11 protein-coding genes, 1 tRNA gene and 8 pseudogenes are annotated in these 22,700 nt (G+C 43.0%); 16 read left to right on the top strand and 4 right to left on the bottom strand.

Going from position 1 to position 22,700, the window contains the following annotated elements:
• Positions 1-196: 196 nt before the first annotated feature.
• Together CBG10_RS05150 and coaA are read left to right on the top strand one after the other, a co-directional pair.
• Positions 197-2,293, top strand: coding sequence for an LTA synthase family protein (locus CBG10_RS05150; RefSeq protein WP_094501308.1), 2,097 nt, complete (start codon positions 197-199; stop codon positions 2,291-2,293).
• A gap of 190 nt (positions 2,294-2,483) precedes the next feature.
• Positions 2,484-3,407: a type I pantothenate kinase gene (coaA, locus tag CBG10_RS05145; RefSeq protein ID WP_094508348.1), complete on the top strand. Its 924-nt coding sequence runs from the start codon at positions 2,484-2,486 to the stop codon at positions 3,405-3,407.
• On the opposite strand, the gene CBG10_RS05140 is transcribed toward coaA, so the two are convergent.
• Positions 3,404-4,594 (bottom strand): ATP-binding protein, encoded by a 1,191-nt coding sequence (locus tag CBG10_RS05140; protein ID WP_094508350.1) that lies wholly within the window; start codon positions 4,592-4,594, stop codon positions 3,404-3,406. The genes coaA and CBG10_RS05140 overlap by 4 nt on opposite strands.
• Positions 4,595-5,107: 513 nt before the next feature.
• Between CBG10_RS05140 and guaA the strand changes: the two genes are divergently transcribed.
• The 3 genes and pseudogenes from guaA to CBG10_RS05120 all read left to right on the top strand — a co-directional run.
• Complete coding sequence (gene guaA / locus CBG10_RS05135; protein ID WP_094511878.1) at positions 5,108-6,661, top strand: glutamine-hydrolyzing GMP synthase; 1,554 nt, start codon at positions 5,108-5,110, stop codon at positions 6,659-6,661.
• 478 nt (positions 6,662-7,139) lie between these two features.
• Complete coding sequence (tpx, locus tag CBG10_RS05130; RefSeq protein ID WP_094508354.1) at positions 7,140-7,640, top strand: thiol peroxidase; 501 nt, start codon at positions 7,140-7,142, stop codon at positions 7,638-7,640.
• A 555-nt stretch (positions 7,641-8,195) separates the two neighbouring features.
• Positions 8,196-8,914, top strand: a pseudogene (locus tag CBG10_RS05120) (reverse transcriptase domain-containing protein); the annotation flags it as partial.
• A 178-nt stretch (positions 8,915-9,092) separates the two neighbouring features.
• Here CBG10_RS05120 and CBG10_RS05115 read toward each other — a convergent pair.
• Complete coding sequence (locus tag CBG10_RS05115) at positions 9,093-10,031, bottom strand: LysR family transcriptional regulator (protein WP_094511876.1); 939 nt, start codon at positions 10,029-10,031, stop codon at positions 9,093-9,095.
• A gap of 129 nt (positions 10,032-10,160) precedes the next feature.
• On the opposite strand from CBG10_RS05115, the gene metE reads away from it, so the two are divergent.
• The 6 genes and pseudogenes from metE to CBG10_RS11815 all read left to right on the top strand — a co-directional run bounded on the left by metE (position 10,161) and on the right by CBG10_RS11815 (position 17,758).
• On the top strand, positions 10,161-12,425 hold the full coding sequence (metE, locus tag CBG10_RS05110) for a 5-methyltetrahydropteroyltriglutamate--homocysteine S-methyltransferase (protein WP_094501810.1): 2,265 nt from the start codon (positions 10,161-10,163) through the stop codon (positions 12,423-12,425).
• Positions 12,426-13,271: a methylenetetrahydrofolate reductase [NAD(P)H] gene (gene metF / locus CBG10_RS05105; RefSeq protein WP_094501812.1), complete on the top strand. Its 846-nt coding sequence runs from the start codon at positions 12,426-12,428 to the stop codon at positions 13,269-13,271.
• 11 nt (positions 13,272-13,282) lie between these two features.
• Positions 13,283-14,117 (top strand): annotated as a pseudogene (locus CBG10_RS05100) (bifunctional 5,10-methylenetetrahydrofolate dehydrogenase/5,10-methenyltetrahydrofolate cyclohydrolase).
• A gap of 209 nt (positions 14,118-14,326) precedes the next feature.
• Positions 14,327-14,399, top strand: a tRNA-Asn gene (locus CBG10_RS05095).
• Positions 14,400-14,653: 254 nt separating this feature from the next.
• A complete protein-coding gene (locus CBG10_RS05090; RefSeq protein WP_094501814.1) occupies positions 14,654-15,874 on the top strand; it encodes an IS110 family RNA-guided transposase in 1,221 nt (406 codons plus the stop codon).
• Positions 15,875-16,126: 252 nt separating this feature from the next.
• Positions 16,127-17,758 (top strand): annotated as a pseudogene (locus CBG10_RS11815) (IS1182 family transposase).
• A 91-nt stretch (positions 17,759-17,849) separates the two neighbouring features.
• Here the strand turns inward: CBG10_RS11815 and CBG10_RS05080 are convergent.
• Positions 17,850-18,002: pseudogene (locus tag CBG10_RS05080) on the bottom strand (IS200/IS605 family transposase); the annotation flags it as partial.
• A 275-nt stretch (positions 18,003-18,277) separates the two neighbouring features.
• Here CBG10_RS05080 and CBG10_RS05075 point away from each other — a divergent pair.
• The 5 genes and pseudogenes from CBG10_RS05075 to CBG10_RS05060 form a co-directional block, all read left to right on the top strand.
• Positions 18,278-18,499: pseudogene (locus CBG10_RS05075) on the top strand (IS30 family transposase); the annotation flags it as partial.
• Positions 18,500-18,637: 138 nt separating this feature from the next.
• A complete protein-coding gene (locus tag CBG10_RS05070) occupies positions 18,638-19,510 on the top strand; it encodes a TrmH family RNA methyltransferase (protein ID WP_094511874.1) in 873 nt (290 codons plus the stop codon).
• A gap of 161 nt (positions 19,511-19,671) precedes the next feature.
• A pseudogene (locus tag CBG10_RS11180) lies at positions 19,672-19,959 on the top strand (phosphorylase family protein); the annotation flags it as partial.
• Positions 19,954-20,398: pseudogene (gene pnuC / locus CBG10_RS05065) on the top strand (nicotinamide riboside transporter PnuC); the annotation flags it as partial. The pseudogenes CBG10_RS11180 and pnuC, both read left to right, overlap by 6 nt.
• A pseudogene (locus CBG10_RS05060) lies at positions 20,398-21,597 on the top strand (phosphopentomutase). The pseudogenes pnuC and CBG10_RS05060, both read left to right, overlap by 1 nt.
• 38 nt (positions 21,598-21,635) lie before the next feature.
• Here the strand turns inward: CBG10_RS05060 and CBG10_RS05055 are convergent.
• The gene (locus tag CBG10_RS05055) at positions 21,636-22,214 is read right to left on the bottom strand and encodes a TIGR01440 family protein (protein WP_094501818.1); all 579 of its coding nucleotides are present in this window, start codon (positions 22,212-22,214) and stop codon (positions 21,636-21,638) included.
• Between the last annotated feature and the right edge of the window lie 486 nt (positions 22,215-22,700).

Genomic DNA, 22,700 nt, shown 5'->3' with positions numbered 1-22,700 from the left:
TCTTTGAAATGGTGCTCAGTCCCTTCTGTTAATTAACGACACTCAATCATAACATTTAAGATCTATTTTCAAAAGGTTAACTACGACAGAAAAGTGACGGAATTTTTAACTTTTTGGAAAAATAAAATTGTACGGTTGCGGTTAGCTAGTTAGTGTATTATTGTTAATAATGATATTTTTTTATGGAGGAACGACTATGAAAACAGCGTTGCAGAAGCTCCGCCGTGTCTTGAATACCAAGCTCGGTTTTTTTCTGCTTGTTGTACTTTTATTTTGTTTAAAGAGCTACTGGGCTTATCAAAATGAATTTAATTTAGGTGTAAAAGGAAGTATGCAACAATTCCTTTTAGCATTTAATACGATTCCAAGTGCCCTTGTGTTTTTGGGAATTGCATTATATTTCCGTGGGCGCTTGTCCTATTGGATGATGTTGATAATTAATGCGGCATTATCGACATGGCTTTTTGCAAATATTTTGTACTATCGAGAATTTTCAGATTTCATTACCTTTAACGTAATAAAGGGGTCTGGAGCGGCTTCAAATAATCTTGGTAAAAGTTTAATGGGAATATTACGTCCCGAAGACTTTTTGGTTTACCTGGATGTTGTAATTTTAGCACTCATCTTACTTTTCCACTTTGTCCGTGTTGATATGCGGCGCTTTAAAGTTAGATATGCGATGACGATTACTGCCCTTGGCTTTGTGCTATTTGGAGTTAACTTAGGAATGGCAGAAAGTGATCGTTCACAATTACTTACGCGAACTTTTGATAATAACTATATTGTTAAGTATCTAGGGCTCGAAGCATATACAGTTTATGATGGAGTTAAGACAACTAATAACAGTGTAGTAAAAGCGCGTGCTAATCGCGACGAATTAAAGCCTGTTTTGCATTTCATCCATAGTAATTATGCTGCGCCAAATGTTGAATATTACGGTAAGGCTAAAGGAAAGAATATTTTTATCATTCACCTTGAAAGTCTCCAGCAATTCATGATCGACTATAAGCAAGATGGTCAAGAAGTTATGCCAAACCTAAATAAGCTGTACCATGCCAATGATACTTTGGCATTTGATAACTTCTTCCACCAAGTTGGTCAAGGAAAGACGGCGGATGCTGAAACAATGCTCGAAAACTCGCTATTTGGTCTTCCGGAAGGATCAGCGATGGTTACTGATGGGACGACTAATACCTTCCAGTCTGCACCAGCGCTTCTTCATCAAAAACTAGGCTATACTACGGCATCATTCCACGGGGATGTTCCTAGTTTCTGGAACCGTGATAATGCTTATAAGTCGTTTGGTTACCAATACTTCTTTAGTAAAGAGTATTATCCAAAGACTAAGGATTATGATGCTGGATATGGAATGAAGGACAAGATCTTCATGAAAGAATCAGCTCACTATATTGAGCAGCTTCCACAACCATTCTATGCAAAGATCATCACAGTTACTAACCACTATCCATATATCCTCGATAAAAAGAATAAGGATATCGAAGCGTGGAAGACTGGGGATGACACGGTCGACCCTTATATTCAGACTGCACGCTACTTAGATGAATCGCTTGGCGAATTTCTTGATTATCTTGACAAGACTGGGTTGCGGCAAAATAGTGTGTTAGTTCTTTATGGTGACCACTATGGAATCTCTAACAACCACCAACCAGCCATTGCGCAAATCTTAGGTAAGAAGAAAGTAACTAATTATGATCTAGCAATGTTCCAAAAAGTACCATTTATGATTAATATGCCTGGCCTAAAAGGTGGGATTAATCATACTTATGGTGGTGAAATTGATGTCTTACCTACTCTTGAGGACTTGTTAGGAATTAGCTCTAAGAATTACATTCAATTCGGACAAGACTTACTTTCTCCTGAAAATAAGCAAATCGTACCGTTTAGAAATGGTGATTGGGTAACGCCTAAATACACTAAGTATAATGGTGATTACTATTACACTAAGAATGGTAAGCAAATTACTCACCAAACCGCGGCTCAACGCAAAGAAATTGGTAAGATTCAAAAATATGTTACAACTGATCTTGGATTATCAGATAAAGTCGTGAATGGTGACTTGCTTCGTTTCTACAAACTACCAGGATTTAGGAAAGTTGATAAAAAACAATATACTTATAACCTTAAGAAGAGCTTGAAGAATTTACAGAAGCAACAAAAGAAACAGAAGACAAGTTTGAAGTCGGAAAATAATAACCAGAGTACCTTCGATGATTACACAACCGATGCACCTGAGTTAAAGGATTATCCGAAATTAACCTTCCCTAAACCATAATAAGAAGAAAATGGAGGCCAGTAATAGTACTAGTCTCCATTTTTATTTCAAACAGTTGCGTTGCGCTAATTATCTGGTAAAATGTTAAGGTGTTCACAAGCTAGATTGAGCTTTAATTATGTTTATAATATGTTATTATTAAACGTGAGTAACCGTTTTCATTAACGGGTGAAATAAAGGATTTTGCATAATGGATGAATGGATGAACTACGAACAATTTGATCGGCAAACATGGCACGGCTTTTTCCCAACTGATTCAGTGCGGTTAACCCAAGGAAACTTGGATGAAATTAAATCATTGAATGACCGAATTTCAATTGAGGATGTGCAGGATGTATATTTGCCGCTAATAAAATTAATTCAATTGCGCTACCAGAATTTTTTGGAATGGCAGATGCAAAAGGCAAACTTTTTACAGCGATCCACGATGCGCATTCCATATATTATTGGGATTGCGGGTTCGGTTGCAGTTGGGAAGAGCACCATCGCTCGGTTGATTAGTATTTTACTAAATAAGATGCTGCCAGATAAGCGGGTAGAATTAATGACGACGGATGGTTTCTTGTATCCTAATGCGGAATTAAAGCGGCGGGGGATCATGGACCGGAAAGGTTTTCCCGAATCATATGATATGGAAAGACTTCTAAAGTTTCTCAATGATGTCAAAGCAGGGGAACCAGTTGTTAAGGCACCTACATATTCGCACCAAATTTATGATGTTCAACTGGATAAGCCCTTGGTAATTGATCGCCCAGACATATTGATTGTAGAAGGGATTAACACGTTGCAATTGCCAAGTAACCAACAACTGTATGTCAGTGATTACTTCGATTGGTCATTGTACGTTGACGCAGAGCCGGGCTTGATTGAGCATTGGTATCTTCAACGATTTGGGATGCTGTTAGAGACAGCCTTTACTGACCCATCAAACTATTACTATCCTTATTCGAAGGGGGACCGTCAAGAAGCATTTAAAATGGCAAAAGATGTTTGGCAACGTGTCGACCTTCCTAATTTACGGGAGTTTATCCTGCCAACTAAGAGTCGTGCTGACGTAATTTTACACAAAACCACTGGCCATGTCGTGGATAAGCTTTACTTGCGACGGGGTTAATTGGTTAGCCAACTATACAAGTCAATAATTTCAATATCAGGATCTAAGCCAGCGTAATTGAGCGCTGGTTTTACTGTAATTAAAAGCTTTTTATATTTTGAGGAAAGTTGCCGTAATCCGCTGATCGCCCGACGATAGGCGCCATCATCAGCAAGAGAATAAGCAATCTGAATACAGGTAAAGATATCATTTTTAATTGCGACAAAGGTAATCTCATTATCTTTGATGCGGCCACTATATACTTGGTAGCCTTGACTCAGCAAATCAATAAAGACGATATTTTCAAGGATTCGTTGAGAAAGGACATTCTTTTTCAGCGTAAGAGCTTGCCGAATACTAGGATCTACCGGATAATAACGAATATTGGTACTTTTGACATGGCGACGAGAAAAATCATACTCTTTGCACGGGTAAAAAATAAAGGACGTCTGTAAGAACTGCAAATAGAAATCGACCGTCTTATTAGAAGTAGTGATGTGGTGACGTTTAAGGCTATCAACAATCTGAGAGATGTTTTGTGTGGTTCCAGCATGATGAGCTAGGTGGTGTGCGAGTTGTTTAGTCAGTCCTGGATTACAAAGGGTCGCTTGCTGAGTGAAATCGGTAATGATAATCGTGTTGATGATCCCATTCACATAATTACGGAGGTTGATTGGACCGTGAATTTCGTGAGTATAGGGGAAACCACCCTCATTTAAATATTGATATAACGTTTGGGAATCAGCTTCTTGTTGGTTCCTTTTTATGTATTCGCGGAAGCTGCAAGGGAAAACGGGGATGATGATGTAGGGAGTCATTTGCTGAAGATTTTCTTTTTCCAGAATAGTTTTGTTGGAACTTGTAATATAGATATCAGTATTGGAGAGTGAATTTAGGGCATTTACAACGCGGGCAAACTGGGGAACCACTTCAACTTCATCGAGAAAAATATAATTCATCTGGTGTTTACTAAGCCGATCAAGGATAAATTGTAAAAGATATTCTGGATTGCATAATTCATTTTCTAGGAGATATTCAAAGTTGATCACCTGAATTTGGCTTGGGGATATTTCTTGTCGCCGAAGAGTTGCTCGGAACTGGTCAAGAATAGTCGTTTTACCACACCGCCGAACCCCAACGAGGATCTTAATTGTTGGCTGGTCCATGTTGTTTATTAGTTGGTTAAGATATTTTGTCCGAGTAAACATATTGCACCTCAAGTAAAAATAGCTAACTAAATTTTATCAAATATAGAAAGCGCATTCAAACCAACTAAATTTGGAATGAATTACAAATCCTGCACTAGAAAATTTAGTTAAAGCCCTTAGTAAAAGTAAAAAAATGAACCTTTTTAATCCTAATACATCAAGGTTCGAAACGGTTACATATAATGTTTATGACTCATTTTTATTGACAATTACTGACAGACCACTTAAGAAGGATACAGATTAAATGAGATGAGGAGGCTGGCGAAATGGTAAAAACTGATAAAGATACTAAAACACTTGAAGCACAAGCGGTTGATGAAGAATTACGTCTATTAAATATTGACTTAGAACACTAATTAAATATCCTCAATAAAATTCCATCTAGCGAAAAAGGCGTGAGAAAATATGCTCCCGTCTTTTTTGTTATGGAATATTAAATAATCATTGACCATGCAATGCTCAGCCTGTAAACTAGCCTTTAAGAATAAAAATTTGAACAAAGGAAGTGTCATTGTGGCAAACATCAATTTAGATGCGTTTGATAAGATCATTGTCTTGGATTTTGGTAGCCAATACAATCAATTGATTACTCGTCGGCTTCGTGATTTCGGTATTTATTCCGAATTGCTTTCTCATAAGTTGACTGCGGACAAGATCAAAGAGATTAATCCTAAGGGGATCATCTTCTCTGGTGGCCCTAACAGTGTTTATGATCCAAACGCATTCAAGGTCGATCCAGAAATCTTTAAGCTTGGTATTCCGATCTTAGGTATTTGTTATGGAATGCAATTAATGTCATACGACCTTGGCGGAAAAGTTGAAAAAGCTGATAACTCCGAATATGGACGAGCAGATATTGAAGTACTTGATGACGAGGCTGTATTATTCAAAGGTTTGCCAAAGAAGCAATATGTATGGATGAGTCATGGTGATTTAGTAACGCAAGCCCCAGCTGGTTTTGAAGTTACTGCTACTAGTAAGAACTGTCCAATTGCATCGATTGCTGATAATGACCGTAAATTCTATGGTGTTCAATTCCACCCAGAAGTTCGTAATTCCGAATACGGATTAGACATTTTGCGTCGCTTTGCTTTTGATGTTTGTGGCGCTAAAGCAAACTGGACGATGGATGATTTTATTGATATGCAGATTGATGAAATCCGCAAAGAAGTCGGTGACAAGAAGGTTATCTTAGGTCTTTCTGGTGGGGTTGATTCCAGTGTTACCGCTATTTTGATCCATAAGGCAATTGGTGATCAACTTACTTGTATCTTTGTTGACCACGGACTGTTACGGAAGAACGAAGCTAACCAAGTGATGGATGCGTTGAGCCGCGACCTTGGTGTTAACATCATTAAGGTTGACGCAGCAGATCGCTTCTTAGGTAAGCTTGAAGGTGTTACTGATCCAGAACAAAAGCGGAAGATTATCGGTAAGGAATTTATCGAAGTCTTTAATGAAGAGGCCAAGAAGATTAAAGATGCTGATTTCTTAGCTCAAGGGACACTTTATACTGACGTAATTGAATCTGGAACAGACACCGCACAAACGATTAAGTCTCACCATAATGTTGGTGGTTTGCCAAAGAAGCTCGGTTTCAAGTTAATTGAACCATTACGCAAGCTCTTTAAGGATGAGACCCGTGAACTGGGTGAAAAGCTTGGGATTCCACATGAATTAGTATGGCGTCAACCATTCCCAGGTCCAGGCCTTGGAATTCGGGTTATTGGCGAAATTACTCCTGAAAAGCTTGAGATTGTTCGTGAAAGTGATGCAATCCTTCGTGAAGAAATCAAGAAAGCTGGTCTTGATGAAGAAATTTGGCAATACTTTACTGTCTTACCAGGTATTCGTTCAGTTGGTGTTATGGGTGATGGCCGGACATATGACTATGCAGTTGCTATCCGGGCCGTTACTTCAATTGATGGGATGACAGCTGATTTTGCTAAGATTCCATGGGATATTCTGCAAAAGATTTCAGTTCGAATCGTTAATGAAGTCGATCACGTTAATCGCATTCTTTACGATGTCACGAGTAAGCCACCTTCGACGATTGAATACGAATAGAATTGTAATGTAACTTAGTGTTGGAATGGCGATATAACGGCATTTTGGCAGTGTTAAAACTTGACTAACTCATAAAAAATAACATGTTTGTTTGCCATATAAAGAAAGCATCCAGTGTAAAAACCGGGTGCTTTTACTATTAGGAATGGAAGATAGTTTTATATAACTTCAAAATTTTTCAATAGCGATGTAAGGTTATTGGATATGATGAGCTATGTACTGGTAAGAATTAAAGACTGATGACGCAAGTCAGTTAAATGATCAATACAAGAATTTAACGCATTAAATTCATAACTAATTTGGAGTACTCCTTGCAATGGTATAAGGATGAAGTCGGATCTTCTAGTTGGCACTAATTTATATGGACTGGATAATTTCTGATGAGAGGAAATTATCCAGTTTTTTTAATTCGTTACTGCTTTCTAGGCGAAGTTTGTTATACTGAACATAATTCGATTGAGAAAGGAAGCTGATACGGATGGAAATTACAATCAATGGTGAGCAGCGGCAGTTGGTCGGTAACCCGCCCGCGGTTGGTGATGATTTTCCTCATTTCAAGGTTTTTGACAAGGACGGTCACAAGGTTAAGATGAAGGAGCTGCTGGGCAAGGTGACCCTGCTGAGCGTTGTCCCCGACATTAATACCCCGGTCTGCAGTCTCCAGACCAAGCGCTTTAATTCAACCATGGACCAGTTTCCAGACGTCAACTTTTTGACAATTTCGACCAATACCACGGCAGACCAGCAAAAATGGTGTGCGGATGAAGGCGTTAAGAATATGCAACTCGTTTCCGATAGTGAAGAGTCGTTTGGCTACGAATCCAAGCTACTGATCCCGGACGAGAGCTTCCTGGCCCGGTCAGTCTGGATTCTTGACGCAGCGGGGAAGGTTGTCTACCGGGAGGTCGTGGCTGAACTGACTGACGAGCCGGATTATGACCAGGCACTGGCGGCCTTGAAGGAAACACTGGCGAAGTAGCCTTAGCAATTTCAGATTAAAAACATAGACCGGCTGTCGCTAATGTCAACCGGCCTTTTAACGTTTAGTGGCGCGTGAACTACCAATTTTCGGCGGTTCACGCGCCTTTTTAGTGCGCTCGGCATGAATATTAGCTAGGCGGTGAAAGTCCGCTATGGGCCATAGTAGTTGGAACCATGAGCTGAGGACAAGGGTGTCCACTGTGAAGTGGAATCTGAAGGAAGTCTAAGGCAAAGTACTGCACCGATGAACAAGAAGTAGCTATAAGGCTGAGGGTAACTGGATAAGGTTGCAAATCAAACTGAAGTCCAATACTACTCGAAGTTACTCTTAGTAAAGCTAACGGTGACATGGTATGAAAGTTAATATCCTTACCCGGGGAGATCTGGCCTACACGTTTCCGACAAGAGGAATAAGTTTAATTTCCACAGAAACAAGCGGTGCAGTGATGCAGTGTTGAGTAAGCCAGAAGTCAGCCGAGGTCATAGTAGTTTGAATAATCAGATGAAGGACTGAACGACAATAACTTGTAACTTATATCGGAGGTGTAATCAGGTGCGACAATCGCAGAAAACAGAACAACAAGCTGACCGCTTGTCGAGGATAGGTTTGGAAAACCGAAAGTACACAAGAGCGCGTAGTACCGGTTATGGTGAAGGTAAAGGTATGAGTGTCACTATCCAAGACTTAGTCTTGAATCGCAATAACCTTAATCAGGCTTATTTACGAGTTAAGAGAAATAAAGGAGCAGCAGGCGTTGACGATATGACAGTTAATGACCTTCTGCCATATCTTAGAGAAAATAAGACGGAACTGATCGCTAGTTTGCGTGAGGGCAAGTATAAACCAGCCCCAGTAAAACGGGTAGAAATTCCGAAGCCTAATGGGAAGTAAGAAGACTTGGAATACCAACGGTGGTGGACCGAATGGTTCAACAAGCTGTAGCCCAAATTCTTACGCCTATCTTTGAGCGTGTTTTCTCTGATAATAGTTTTGGCTTCCGTCCCCACCATGGGGCCCATGACGCTATTGAAAAAGTAGTAGATCTTTATAATCAAGGTTATCGAAGAGTTGTCGACTTAGACCTAAAAGCCTATTTTGATAATGTTAATCATGACTTGATGATTAAGTATCTCCAACAATATATTGATGACCCATGGACACTAAGACTCATTCGTAAGTTTCTAACTAGCGGAGTCTTAGACCATGGGCTTTTCGCTAAGAGTGAAAAAGGAACTCCACAAGGAGGGCCATTGTCACCACTACTGGCGAACTGCACATAGTAAGACCTTGAGCTATTCTCTAACTAATAGAAAACTGGAACAACTTGGACTTATGAATATGTCCAAGACGCTCCAGTCAATTCAATGTGATTAAGTTGTCGAACCGCCGTATACGGAACCGTACGTACGGTGGTGTGAGAGGTCGATAATTGAACTAATCAATTATCTCCTACTCGATTTCATCTTCGCCAATAATTGGGAAGCCGTAATCGCGAATGTGGTTCTTTAGCAATTGGATGTATTCCTGACCCAGCTGGCTGGTGATTGTGTGCTGGTGCTGGACAATTCCCAGTGTGATCGGGTCATCCAGCTCCAAGGGAATCGCGACAATCTTGTCGTCGTTGAGCTTGCTGCTGATGATCCCCGAACTAATGGTGTAGCCGTTCAAGCCGACCATCAGGTTAAAGATGGTTGCCCGGTCGCTAACCTTAATTTCCTTCTTATGGCTGAGGGTCGACTGGATTTCTTCGGAAAGGTAAAAGGAGTTATTCTCCCCCTGCTCAAAGGACAGGTAGGGTAGCTCAGTCAGGTCGGTAAGACTAATCGAGTGACGCTCGGCAAGGGGATTATAGCGGCTCAAAAACACGTGCGGTCGGGCTGTAAAAAGCGGTGTGAACTCCAAGCCGCTTTCCGTTAGCAGTTTACTGATGATCCGGCGGTTAAAGTTGTTGATGTAGAGCACGCCCAGTTCGCTTTTAAACGTGCGCAGGTCGTTGAAGATATTTTCCGTTTCGGTTTCTCGCAGGGTGAACTTATAGCTTGGCGAGTTGATCTCCTTGATGAGTTCCACGAAGGCGTTGACCACAAAGGCGTAGTGCTGGGCCGAAACGGCAAAGGACTGGTGGAGAGGCTGCTGCTGTTTGAAGCGGTCATCGAGCAGGCGGACCTGGTCTAAGATCTGCTTGGCGTAGTTCATGAATTCGCGGCCGTCAGCAGTCAGCCGGACGCCGGAATTGCTTCGTTGCAAAATGGTGATGCTCATCTCCTTCTCCAGATCCTTAATCGCGCTCGAGAGGCTGGGCTGGGTGAGGTAGAGCCGTTTCGCCGCCTCGTTGATTGATCCGGTTTCAATCACCGCCTCTAAGTATTCCAGTTGTTTAATCCGCATCAGGACCATCCCCTTTTTTTATTAGCATTATAGTCTTTCCTTATATCGGGTTCAAATCTTTAACAGTTATTCAATAGCGAATATTCATGGTAGATTATTAGACAAATAAAAAACGAAAGAGATGACTGAATGATGACAACCACCACAATTATCGGCTTCCCCCGGATTGGCGAGAAGCGTGAACTGAAATTTGCTACCGAGAAGTACTTTAGAAACGCAATCGACCAGGAAGAGTTACGGGCGACGGCAAAGCAGCTGCGGCGCCACAACTGGGAGCTGCTCCGCCAGGCGGGCATCAGCGAAATCACTAGCAATGACTTTTCCTACTATGATCAGACCTTAGACGCCGCCTTTTTATTTAACCTGGTTCCCCAACCGGTCCAGGACCTGCCATTTTCTGAATTAGATAAGTATTTTGCCCTGGCACGGGGCTACCAGGGCCGGGAGGGCAATGTCTTAGCCTGGCCAATGAAGAAGTGGTTTAACACCAACTACCACTACCTGGTTCCCCAGCTTAACCAGGACACTCGCTTTAAGCTGACCGGGAACAAGATTTTTGCCGAGTTTGCGGAGGCCAAAGAATTAGGAATTATTACCCGGCCGGTCCTGCTTGGTCCCTTCACCCTGTTAAAGCTGAGTGAGTACCAAAATGCGGCCGCCGGCGACTTTGTAAAGGACGCCGTGACGGCCTACCAGGCGGTTTTCGCCAAGCTCAGCACGCAGGACGCCCGCTGGATTCAGCTTGATGAACCAGCGCTGGTTAAGGACCTGACCGCAGAGGACCGTCAGCTATTTAACGATCTCTACCGGCCGCTGCTGGCCGCCAAGGGAAAATTAAGGGTCCTCTTACAGACCTATTTTGGTGACGTTCGGGATGTGTATGACGACTTGGTCAAGCTGCCGTTCGATGGGCTCGGACTAGACTTTGTGGAGGGGAAGCAAACCCAGCAGCTGGTCAGCCGCGGTTTTCCCGCCGACAAGGTCCTCTTTGCCGGGGTGGTTAACGGGAAAAACATTTGGTGCAACCACTATGACCAAAGCCTGGCCCAGCTCAAAGCAGCCGGGGCCCGACAAATCGTGGTCAGCACTTCTTGTTCCCTGCTCCACGTCCCGCTGACCGTTGAAAACGAAGAATTTGCACCAGCGGTCAAGGAGCACTTCGCCTTTGCCAAGGAAAAACTGGCAGAGCTCCAAGACCTTGCGTCGATTTACGATGGCCACGGTGCCGAGAAACTGCACGCCAACCAAGCGTTATTTGCCCACCCACGGGTGCAGGAAGACGCCGCACTCCACGCCAAAATTGCTAGCCTGAAGGATGAGGACTTTACCCGCCAGCCCGTCCGTCCGGTCCGTGAACGGCTCCAAAAGGCAGCGTTCCACCTGCCGCTTTTGCCAACCACTACGATCGGCTCCTTTCCGCAGACTAAGGAAGTCCGCCAGGTTCGGCGCCAGTTCCGCCGGCACGAAATTAGCCAGGAACAGTATGATGCCTTTATTAAGGGCAAGATTGACGAGTGGCTAAAGTGGCAAGAGCAGGTCGGGCTAGACGTCCTGGTGCACGGGGAGTTTGAACGCAACGACATGGTCGAATACTTCGGACAGCACCTCTCCGGCTACCTCTTTTCCAAGAACGCCTGGGTCCAATCATACGGGACCCGCTGCGTAAAGCCGCCAATCATCTGGGGTGACGTTAAGCGCCAGCAGCCGATTACCATCAAGTGGTCTAAGTACGCCCAGAGCCAAACCAAGCAGCTGGTCAAGGGGATGCTGACGGGACCGGTGACGATTCTGAACTGGTCCTTCCCCCGGGAAGATATCAGCCTGAAAGAAGCGACCCTCCAGCTAGCCCTGGCAATTCAGGAAGAGGTCCTCGACCTGGAAGCCAACGGAATTAAGATCATCCAGATCGATGAAGCGGCTCTGCGTGAGAAGCTGCCCCTGCGAAAGTCCGACTGGTACTCCGAATATCTCGACTGGGCCATCCCAGCCTTCCGCTTGGTCCATAGTAAGGTCCAGCCGGAAACTCAGATTCACACCCATATGTGTTACAGCGAATTTACCGACATTATCCCGGCAATCGACGCCATGGACGCCGACGTGATCTCCTTTGAAGCGTCACGCTCCAACCTGGAAATCCTCGATGCGCTGAAGAAGCAGCACTTTGAAACCGAAGTCGGCCCTGGCGTTTACGATATCCACTCACCGCGGATTCCGTCAGTTGACGAGGTGCAGACGACGATTAAGCGGATCCTGACGAAGATTGCCGCGCCGAAGGTCTGGATCAATCCTGACTGTGGGCTCAAGACCCGGGGCGTGGAAGAAACCAAGGCTAGTTTAACCAACGTGCTTGCGGCGACGCGGGCAGTTCGCAGGCAGTTAGGAGAGGGTGATTAGATGACCAGTTTATCGTACGAAGTCTTCCCACCCAACTCCGCGGTCGGCATTAACCATCTGAACCAGGTACTCGCCGCCCTGCAAGATCTTGAACCGTCGTTCATCAGTGTCACTTGCAGCAGCAAAACGGCCCGCTTGGCCCAAGAGACGGTCAGGGTTGCCGATTATGTTGAAAATTGCTGTCATGTGCCGGCGATGGCCCACCTCCCGGCTTGGTACCTTAGCCGCACTGATGTTGACCGGATCATGGCGCAGCTACGGGAACGCCACGTTGGCCGGGTGCTGGTGCTGCGCGGGGACGAACGCCCTGGGCTAGCCAAAAAGGACGACTTCCCCCACGCCAGTGACCTAGTTGCCTACATCCGGCAGAATTACCCCGATTTTCAAATCACGGGTGCCTGTTACCCGGAAAAACACCCGGAGTCGCTGGATATGGTAGCCGAGCTGCAGCATTTAAAGCTGAAGGTAAACGCGGGGTGTGACCAGATTATTACCCAGCTTTTCTTGGATAACCAGAGTTACTACCGCTTTCGTGAGCTGTGTGCCATTGCCGAAATTGACGTGCCGATTATTGCTGGCATTATGCCAATTATCAACGAACGGCAGGCAAACCGGATTTTGCGGACCAGCGCGGTGACGGTCCCGGAGAAGTTTAAGGACATCCTGGCCAAGTATCATGACCATCCCGAGGCCCTGAAGCAGGCGGGAATTAGCTACGCGATTGATCAAATTGTCGATCTGGTGACCAATGACGTTGCCGGGATCCACCTGTACACAATGAATCAGGCGGACACTGCCCGTCAGGTTGAGCAAAACATCGGCGCTCTCCTCCAGGTCAGCTGTTAGGGGGCGATGCGATGATTATTGATGGTAAAAAATTGCCCGGGAAATAAATGCACAAACCCGCCAACAGGTTGCAGAATTAAAAGCGCACCAGCATACGCCAGGAATTGCGGTGATCTTGGTCGGCGATGATCCGGCTAGTCAGGTCTACACCCGCACAAAGCACCGCCTTGCTCAAAAGCTGGGGATTGCTTCGACCCGGTACCATTTCCCGGCTGATGTCGACCAGGCGACCGTCTTACAGCAGGTTCGGAAATTAAATTGGGATGACAGTGTAGACGTCATCCTGGTACAGGCGCCCCTCCCGGCTCAGCTCAATGGTGAGAAAATTGTTAACGCAATCGACCTGACAAAGGACGCCGATGGCCTTCACCCGCTCAACCAGGGCGGCCACTATCCGGTCGCCTGTACGCCCCGGGGGGTCATGGCACTATTAAAGCAGTACCAGGGGCCAACGTGGTCATTGTTGGGTGGAGCCTCCTGGTTGGCAAACCGCTCCTGGCGCTGCTGAATAATCTGAACGCGACGGTGACCTTTGTTGGCCGGCATACCAAGAAGCGGGCTACACTGACCAGGCAGGCGGACATCCTAATTGTTGCTGCCGGGGTTCCTAGCCTGGTTAAAGCGGGGGACGTCAAGGCAGGGGCGGTGGTAATAGATGTGGGAATCAACCGCCTGCCGTCTGGCAAGCTGGTCGGCGACGTTGATTTCGCCAGTGTTGTCTCCCAAGCACGGCTGATTACCCCAGTTCTCGGGGGCGTGGGCCCGTTGACGGTCGCCATGCTGATGCGTCAGACGGTTGAGCTGGCCGAATGGCGACGGGAACGAGCCGCTTTCCGTGTAGGCTAATGCCGCCGGTTCATCTTAAATATTATTAAGCATAAAGATAACGGCTAGGCCGCGGAAGTTTCCGTAGCTTAGTCGTTATTGAAGTTATAGTGGTGCCAATCAATGACGGTGTGGCGGGCGGATCTCAGCGGCGCCTAGAGGTAATAACGGTTGAAAAGCCCCTTGATGGCGCTGGCTCTCGTTCGGTATAATTATTGTGTTAAAGTTATTCCGGCATAGCTCAGTTGGTAGAGCACCTGACTGTTAATCAGGTTGTCGTCAGTTCGAGTCTGACTGCCGGAGTTGGTAAAACAACCTAAGATTAGTTCAGGACAAAAATAATTTTGTTCTGAACTTTTTTGTTACTCTAAAGATAGAGCTAAGGTCGTACATAGCCTCAGGGACTTCGAGTCCGTATTAAAAAATGATTTCCGCTATCTTTGATTTGATATTTTGCTTTTAGGTTGTGGAACTGTGAGTTCGGGTGTTTAGGAAATGAAGTACAAATCTAGGATGGTGGTAATGACTAGCTCTATTTCTAGAAAGGAAGTCTTTTTATGGCTGATATATTTGCCTTGGATGTTTCAATGGGGAAAAGTTACTGTGTCTGGTATCGAGGGAAACACTGCTTAAAAGAGTTTTCTTTAGTACACACGAAAGCGGAGTTTAATGCTCTACGAGATATGATTAATAAAGCTCAGAAGCCAATTATCTACTTTGAAGCGACTGGAATTTATTCGCGAGTAATTGAACATTTCTTTGAGACCAATGGTCTCCGCTTTTGCCGTCTTAATCCACTAGAACTTCATTTGAAGTCCGAGAGTCTACGACGAGTTAAGACCGATCAGAAAGACGCTCACCGGATTACTCTCACTGTCCAGGAAAATACTTTTCGATTAACAGTTCCTTGGAAAAAAGACTATCTTCAGCTACATGAGCTTAGTCGGTTCTATAATCAGCTCAACGCTGATTGGAACTATCGTCTAAACCATCTTCATACTGCACTTGAACAGGTTTTTCCAGAACTTAAGCAATTATTTGTAAATAAAACATCTAAATTAGCGTTGAATATCGTGGAGCTTTTCCCTCACCCAGCACTAGTTAGGCCTTATTCGAGAGTTAAATTAAAGAATATTCTAATGGCATCTACAGATAAACGAATATCTAAGATGAAAGCTTATAAGTATGCCGATCGATTAATCGATCTTGCCCAACAATCATATCCGGCTGTTTCTAGTGACGCTATTCAGGTTGATGAAGTTCGCTACTATACTCGCCAATTAATTGCCTTAGCACGTAAAAAAGAAGAGGTGATCAAGCGGATAGAATCTATTGCCCAGCTCTTGCCAAAGTATGGCCTGTACTATTCTTTTCCGGGAATTGGCAAGCAGACTGCCGCCCAACTAGTGGGAGAATTAGGTGACATTAGTCGTTTTGATAACTCTAACCAACTCAATGCCTATGTTGGGATTGATATTCGCCGTCACCACTCTGGAACTTATGCCGGTCAAGACCACATTAATAAGCGTGGAAACCCAATTGCCCGTAAACTGTTGTATTTTACCATTGGTAATATGATTCGCCAACAACACGTCAATCCTAATCACATTGTTGAATATTATTATCGTTTAAAAGAAAAACGACCTTATCCAAAACTGAATAAGGTCGCCATGGTAGCTTGTATGAATAAAACTCTGAAATGTCTCTTATCCATGATTAAGCACCATGAAAAATACCACTATCGGTATACGGACTCTATGGTCCCTGTGAGGGCATAATCGTCTCACAAATTTAATATACCACTAATTCTCGATTTTTGAAGAAGAACCGGGTTGGTTTAGTATACTCTTCTTTTCTAAATATTTTTCTTGACTAATCGTAGGAAAGAGGCTGGAAAAAAACTCCTACTCCAAAATAAAAACCGGATGATGAATTTTTTGAACAATTCATCATCCGGTTTTTATGTACACAGGAAATCGTTCCTGATATGATGTAATTACCCCTAAAAACAACTAAAGGGAGCGATTTCCATGTATCAAAATTATACCATAGGGCAAACCGAATTCGTACTAAACTATAACTATGATTTATCACAGAATCATGTTGCGCGACTAATTAGTGATTTTGTCGACTCGATTCCACAAGATGTGCTATTAGAAGATTCAGTAGCGGCTACCGGCCGCCCTTCATCGCATCCAGCAATTATGCTTAAGATTCTCTTGTTTGCCTACTCACGCCAAACTTATTCTGGAAGAAAGATTGAAATGATGTTGGATGAGAACCTGCCAATGCGTTGGTTAGCTCATGATTATACTTATAGCTACCGTACCCTCAATAATTTTCGCCGCAGTCAGCACGCTAGTAAGCTAATTAAACATGCCTTTGTATACTGTACCATGGCTTTAAAAGATCACGGACTAATTCAAAACGATGCGGTTTTTATCGATGGGACTAAGGTAGAAGCCGATGCCAATAAACATTCATTTACTTGGCGGCGAGCAGTTGAAAAGTATCACGCTAAGTTAAGAGAAAAGACAAGTAAGCTTTATGAGGAACTAGTAGAAAAACAAGTGGTGCAAGAAATAGCACCGGAGCTGGTTACTTCCGCCGAAGGCATGGAAGTAATGGAACAAGAATTGGCGGAGAAAATTACTAAATTAGATGAAGAGATTAAGCAAGAACCAAAAATCATCAAAGGTGGTTCAGCTAGAAAACGGCGCCGTCGTTTTCTAAAAAAGCTTCGTCACCAATTAAGCAACAACCTAATTCCGCGTGCCCAAAAGTATGAACGCGCCGAAAATATCTTCCAAGGCCGTAATAGCTATTCTAAGACTGATCATGATGCGACCTTTATGTGTATGAAGGAAGATCCGATGATGAATCGGTAGTTAAAGCCCGGCTATAACCTGCAAATCGCTATCCATAAGCAATTTATCCTTGATTACGAGCTGTTTTCAAATCCAACTGACATCAGGACCTTAGTGCCATTCCTTACCCAGTTTCATGCTTTAGATTTCTTTGAACATATCGTCGCCGATGCAGGCTATGGTAGTGAGTACAATTACACAACGATTCTTGATCGGTTTAAAAAGCAGCCGGTTATTCCATACACAACTTATCAAATGGAACAGAAACGTAAATTTAAAAACGATCCAACTAGGTCACAGAATTGGAAATATAACGCTAATGACGACTACTACATTGATCATCAAGGAGTTCGTTTTAGTTTTTATCGCTATAGTAAATCCACTGATAAGTATGGCTTTAAGCGTGACTTTAAAATCTATCGTGCTGATAAACATCAACTATCAGTTAAATTAGATGAACTAGCAAAGACACCAGGTGGTCGGCAACGCTATATGAAGGTTAACCCAACCTGAAATTATTATAAAGCTAAAGTTAAAGATGCCCTCTCAAGTGACGAAGGCAAAGCAATTTATCGTCGACGGAAGTTCGACGTTGAACCAGTCTTTGGTCACATGAAGAGGGATTTTGGCATACGACGAACTCATCTACGTGGACAACGGGCTGTGGAAAATGATATCGGGCTAGCCCTGATGGCATTAAATCTAACGAAATTTGGCCAATCAATTAGTCGATTGGAGACTAATTTCATAAATCATAACCACCCGTCAAACGGGTGGTTTGCACATCGGCTATAAGCCGATAATAAAAGCCGGCGTCTCAAGGCGCTGGCTTTCGCTTTGCTCAAGCCAAAATGCTCTGACTACTTCACTTACCCTTAAAAGGGTCTTAGTATTCCACACTTGTTAACTTATCCATTCCAATATCATGCTTTTCTTGATCTCGGATATACTTCTTTATTGTGGATTCGTTCAACCCTACTGTACTTACATAGTAGCCTTCGGCCCCAAAATGTCGGTTTCCATATTTATATTCGTCGTTTGTAAAATTAAGTTAGAAAAAATAAAAAGCCATTTGTGATAGACTTTTGAATATCCCTAATCAAAAGAAAGGCAATCACAAATGACCTATAAACATCTTACCACACGTGAATTAACTCTCATAGCTGATTTTTGGTATCGTATCTGTCAAGTTTTCATAGGTAGCCTTTAAATATACAGTTTTAGTGGGTTAGTGCCTTAAAAAGTTGTCCCATTGGTCTACTTGTGGCCGTGTTAATCGGAATTATTCCTTGTACTGCTCCAATTGACGACTTTGTCGGTGCTCCCAATCAACGAGGGTTAAACGAAAATAATAACGGCCTCTTGCGTCGTGATGGCCTTAGTAAAAAGCTAGATTTTCGCGATTTACCAGACGAACTAGTCACTCAGCTAATGCATCGTCGCAACAATATCCCACGAAAATCTCTTAATTATCGTACACCATTAGAAGTATTCTTGAGTCATGTCACAGAAGAACAACTTTCACCTTTTTTCTAATTTAAATTGACATTTCAGGTCTTTAATAACAATATTAATCACTAGGCACCATGGCGAAATTAAATATATTCATGTATGATTGATTGTATCAAACGCCAAAATACTTGAATCCAATGAAATAGAAAAGGTAAATTCAACATGCATAATTTAATTTTTCCTACAGACCTAACAGACCCTGATTTTGATCCTTATGTCCGGCTTAATGAAGCACAACTCTTTCATGCCCTCGAACCTAATCCAGGTTTATTTATTGCGGAAAGTCCTAAAGTAATTGAACGTGCTTTGCGAGCAGGCTATCGACCAGCTTCTCTTTTAATAGAAGAAAAGGAGCTAGATCGTGATCTGGCTGATTTGGATCATGAAATGGCAATTAACCAAACAAAGGGATTAGAACAAACGCCAATCTACGTAGTCAATAGTAAATTACTTCGGCAGTTGGCTGGTGGTGGTTATAATCTTTTGCGAGGGGCTTTAGCAGCTATGCACCGAGTCGAACGACCAAGTCTAGATAACTTTTTGGCTACTATGCCCAGTGATCATCCGCGCATCGCAATTCTGGAAAGTGTTGTTAATCCTACCAACATTGGGGCAATTTTTCGCTCAGCCGCAGCTCTCGGAATTGATGGAATAATTGTAACGAGTGACTCATCTGATCCTCTTTATCGACGAGCATCACGGGTAGCCATGGGAACGGTTTTCCAAGTACCATGGGCCTATGTTGATGCCAAGGTTTGGCAGTCAGAAGGAATTGACCTTCTTCATCGGTCTGGGTATAAAACGGCGGCGATGGCTCTCCGCCATAACACGGTTGATATTGATGCTCCTCAGTTAGCTGAGGTAGATAGATTGGCAATTATTCTTGGTTCAGAGGGGCCAGGATTAAGAGAAAAGACAATTACGCAGAGTGATTTTACAATTAAGATCCCGATGGCTGCGGGCGTTGATTCTTTAAATGTAGCTGCTGCCTCGGCCCTCGCTTTTTGGGAACTGGGTAATCGAAAAATTAAATAATCTAAAAACAACCTAGGACTACTACAATCTAGTCTTAGGTTGTTTGTGTTTAATGGTTGACCGTTAACATCAACGTTATCCTTTTTCAAAATGAAGTAAATTAATAATTGAGGGATGTCCTTATTTTGGACGCTAGTATTGGTAAAAAGTTCTAAAATAAAAAGGATGATGGATTAACTAAAAAGTATGTCCCAGAAATTTATCCTGCTGTTCCTTCATTTAAATTAATGGTCTTGGCACATAAATATGCTCCTAAAGCAGTTTATGGGATCATCCGTTCACATGATGGCTTTTATATGGATGATAATGCAGAACAAGAAGCTTTTTGGTCTGAGAAGGGGATCGTTGGCGCCGGTATGGAATCAAGTACCTTGTTAACTATTGATCGTCAACGTGGAATGGAAACTTTGTCGATCCTAAATAATGTCGTCCTATACGAAGGAGACCTTTTCTACGTGATTTCTCAACCAATTGGCTGGTTTATGTGGGGGCATGATGATGCAACTAAACGTTTTAGCCCGCAAGTACGACGTTGGGTTTTTGCAGGGGTGGTAGTTGCTTATTTCATCGGCTGGTATGTTATTGGCCTCTTCCACGGACAGCTTCCATATTTTGATTCGTTTAATTTAGTGGTTAGCTTTATTGCTCAATTGCTTTATATCCTTAAATACCAGGAAAACTGGTCACTATGGATTTGGGTTAATACAGCAAACATTATTTACTGGATTATTTTGGCAATTCGTTTCCAAATGGGTTGTTCACATTGGGACTTTCGGAGGCGACCTATCGCAAATCGCCTTACAAGCAGCCTTATTATTTAATTCCATTTATGCAACCAAAGTATGGGCTAGTGGTGAAGCTGATAATGAAGGAGGTACAACAGATTAATGAGGAATTACAAAAAATATCAACGTATCTTTGGGATTGTTTTAGATTCAGTTGGGACTGGGGCAGCAATTGATGCGGATAAATTTAATGACATGGGGGCAGATATATTAGGACATGTTGGCGCAGCTTATAATGGCACCCTGTCATTACCTAATTTAGGACGGCTCGGGCTTAGCAATTTACGTAAAGAAGAAATTTCAGGGATCCCTAACGCCCTTCATCCTTTAGCTTATTATGGCAAGATGATCGAAGTTTCGGCTGGTAAAGATAGTATGGATGGTCACTGGGAGATGATGGGATTGCCTGTTTTTTAACCGTTGTCGACATTCCCTCACGGCTTTCCCCAATCAATTATCGATCAGATTGCAGAATTTTCTGGACGTAAAGTAATTGTCAATCAACCATATTCCGGTACCGCTGTAATTCATGACTATGGCGAACAACAAATGGACACCGGTGAACTGATTGCCTATACTTCTGGCGATTCAGTAATGCAAATTGCGGCTCATGAGGATGTAATTTCTGTCGAAGAACTTTATAAAATTTGTCGCTTTGCTCGAACACTGCTGAATGGTCCAGATTATCAGGTTGGTCGGGTGATTGCACGTCCATATATTGGCCCAGATAAAGATCACTTTATTCGAACTGCTAACCGCCGTGATTTCACCTTAGAACCACCGTTACCAACAGTCATCGACCAGCTTCATCAAGCCGGCTATACGACGATTGCGATTGGTAAAACTAATGACATTTTTTCAGGACATGGTTTTACCAAAACTTATCATAATGAAAGCAATATGGATGGAATGGATCACGTTGATGAGATGATGAAACAAAATTTCACCGGTTTTTGTTTTACCAATTTAGTTGACTTTGATACGATGTATGGCCATCGTCGTGATCCGCAAGGTTTTGGACAGGCGTTAATGGATTTTGATCGGCGGCTGGGCAAAGTCTTACACAACCTTAAAAATAATGATTTATTAATTGTTACTGCTGACCATGGAAATGATCCTGGTTTTCGTGGTACAGACCATACTCGTGAAAACGTTCCATTACCGTTTTATTCACCATCAATGCAAAAAAGCGGGCCATTGGGTACTCGTCCAACATTTGCTGATTTTGGCGCAACTGTGCTGGATAATTTTAATTTGGCTCACGGTGAGTATGGAACTAGTTTTTTAGAGCAATTGGTATAAATAAAAAGCCATCCTTATTGCAGAATGGCTAATTAAAATTATTTATTGTCAAACGGATCCCACTCGTATTTTGCACGCGCACCACCAATCAATTTTGGTCGATTACGGAGATAGGTCGTATGGGCTAAACCAACTTGTTTTATAGACGTGCGAACTGGAACTTGGACAAACTTAACGTGCATGCCAATTGAGGTGTCGCCAATGTCCATACCAGCTTCAGCAGTAATGTGTTCAACTTCAATCGGATCGTTGAAGTTTTCAAAGGCCGCAATCTGTCCTGCACCACCTGCATGGAGCGAAGGGAAGACTGTAACTTGTTCAAAGCCGCGCTCCTTAGCTACACTTCGTTCGACAACAAGTGCCCGGTTAAGGTGTTCGCAACCTTGGACTGCTAAATGGAGTTGGTGTTTTCGTAAGATGTTAACAACTGTCGAAACAATCGCCCGGGCAATTTCAATATTGGAGTCCTTTCCAATCCTTCCGCCATGGACTTCACTAGTTGAAAGGCCCAACACGACGAGGTCATCTTTTTCTAACTGAGCTTGATCCAATAATTCGGTTAAACCTGTTGCTGTTTGTTCTTTAATTTTATCGAGGTTAATTCCATCTACTGTCATTAATTATCATTCCTTTATTATGAATAATATATCTAATTATCCACATTATACTAGGAAAAACCTTTGTGTAGCTAATAGTTGCCTGCTCTATTTATGAGCCTAAAAGAGATTAATGCCCAATTTCTTGACGATTATTACCAGTTAGTTCAGTTTTTATTGACATCTTTATCCTAGAAAGATGTATATTTTAGGCGATCTATGAAAATTTGACAGATACTATCTTTCAAGAAGAATTGAAACTCAAATAATCCTTTGCTATACTACATTTTGTAGATATGCCTTTTGTTTATCAGAAGGTACGTTCGAAGGTAGGTTGCTGGAAAAAATACTGATTTTATCGGTGTTTTTTCCAGCGTTTGTGCGCCCGGCATGGGTATTAGCTAGGCGGTGAAAGTCCGCTATGGGCCGTAGTAGTCGGAACCATGAGCTGAGGACAAGGGTGTCCGTCGTGAGACGGAATCTGAAGGAAGTCTAAGGCAAAATACT

The organism is Limosilactobacillus reuteri, assembly GCF_002254085.1.
In the GTDB taxonomy this organism is placed as follows: Bacteria; Bacillota; Bacilli; order Lactobacillales; family Lactobacillaceae; genus Limosilactobacillus; species Limosilactobacillus reuteri_K.
Note: the sequence above shows the minus strand (reverse complement) of the source record. Positions and strands in the feature narration are given on the sequence as shown.